This is a genomic window from Jannaschia seosinensis (genome assembly GCF_001408515.1).
In the GTDB taxonomy this organism is placed as follows: Bacteria; Pseudomonadota; Alphaproteobacteria; order Rhodobacterales; family Rhodobacteraceae; genus Jannaschia; species Jannaschia seosinensis.
In genome coordinates, this window is record NZ_CYPR01000208.1 from 1 (window position 1) to 1,178 (window position 1,178).

At 60.1% G+C, this 1,178-nt stretch carries 1 protein-coding gene and 1 pseudogene; one reads left to right on the forward strand and one right to left on the reverse strand.

Going from position 1 to position 1,178, the window contains the following annotated elements:
- The coding region (locus JSE7799_RS16045; protein ID WP_186201980.1) for a transposase at positions 1–515 on the forward strand (515 nt) is incomplete at its 5' end.
- Between the two features lie 463 nt (positions 516–978).
- Here the strand turns inward: JSE7799_RS16045 and JSE7799_RS16050 are convergent.
- Positions 979–1,178 (reverse strand): annotated as a pseudogene (locus JSE7799_RS16050) (IS256 family transposase); the annotation flags it as partial.

The window sequence follows — 1,178 nt, forward strand, 5'->3', positions numbered from 1 at the left end:
ATCACAAGGGGCTGCGGGCGGCTGCGCGTCGGGTGTTCGACGCGACCCACCAGCGCTGCCGCGTTCACTGGATGCGCGATGCGCTTGCCCATGCCCCGGCCAAGCAGCGTACGGCGGTGGCGGCGATGCTGAAGACGATCTTCGCGCAGGAGACAAAGGCCGAGGCCGAAGCCCAGTGGGAAGTGGTCGCGGATGCGCTTCGCGAGAAGCAGGAAAAGCTTGGCGTGTTCATGGACGCCTCCCGCGACGACGTCCTGGCCTACATGGACTTCCCGCGCGAGCATTGGACCCAGATCGCATCCACGAACCCAATCGAGCGAGTAAACCGCGAGATCAAGCGGCGCGCCGATGTCATCGGGATCTTTCCAAACGACGAAGCCATTGTTCGCCTGGTCGGCGCTCTGATGCTCGAGACAAACGACGAATGGACAGTCGCCCGGCGGTACATGTCGCTTGAAAGCCTCGCGCGCGTCACCGACAATGCAGACGTCAGATTGCCCACCGTGGCCACCTGATCAGCTTCGGACCTCTCCGAAGGTCGGCGCTCCTACACCACGCAATGGGGCACTATCGACCTCTACATCTTAAAGGCCTCGAGGAGGTGCAGCAGATCGCCACCGAATGGCTCTAGTCCTACAACAACGAACGCCCGAACATGGGCAACGGCGGGAATGACGCCCGCTCAGAAACGGAGAATGGTTGCGTAAATTCTACGACCACGCCCCCGCAAAAATGGCGGGATAATCACCGCAAGTGCTCGGCATCGTTCGATGATGCGAAGAACAATCGTTCTTGGGACCGCCGCCCGCAGGCACTTTGCCGCCCTCTGCGGACTAACGGCAGGTGCAAAATCCACCATGTGTACCCTATCTTCTAGGCCACGACCGCTACTGGTTCATCTTACGGGCTGCAGCGATCGACCGTTCCGCTTCCTTGATGTCTCCTTGAGATATGCCCAAAAGTTGGTGACGGTCCTCATCAGGCGGCGGTTTGAAGTTGCTTGATCCCGTCCTTGAACTCAATCCCCTGAATGACGTCGGGCAGACGGTTTGGCCCGTTGATCTTCCGCCACTTCTTCTTGGCTGACTTCATGAGTCGGAAGACCATGGCGAGGGCGGTCTTGCGGTTCAGGCAGCCCTTGGTTTTGCGGGTCCGGTTCCTGACCGTGGCGAAGACAC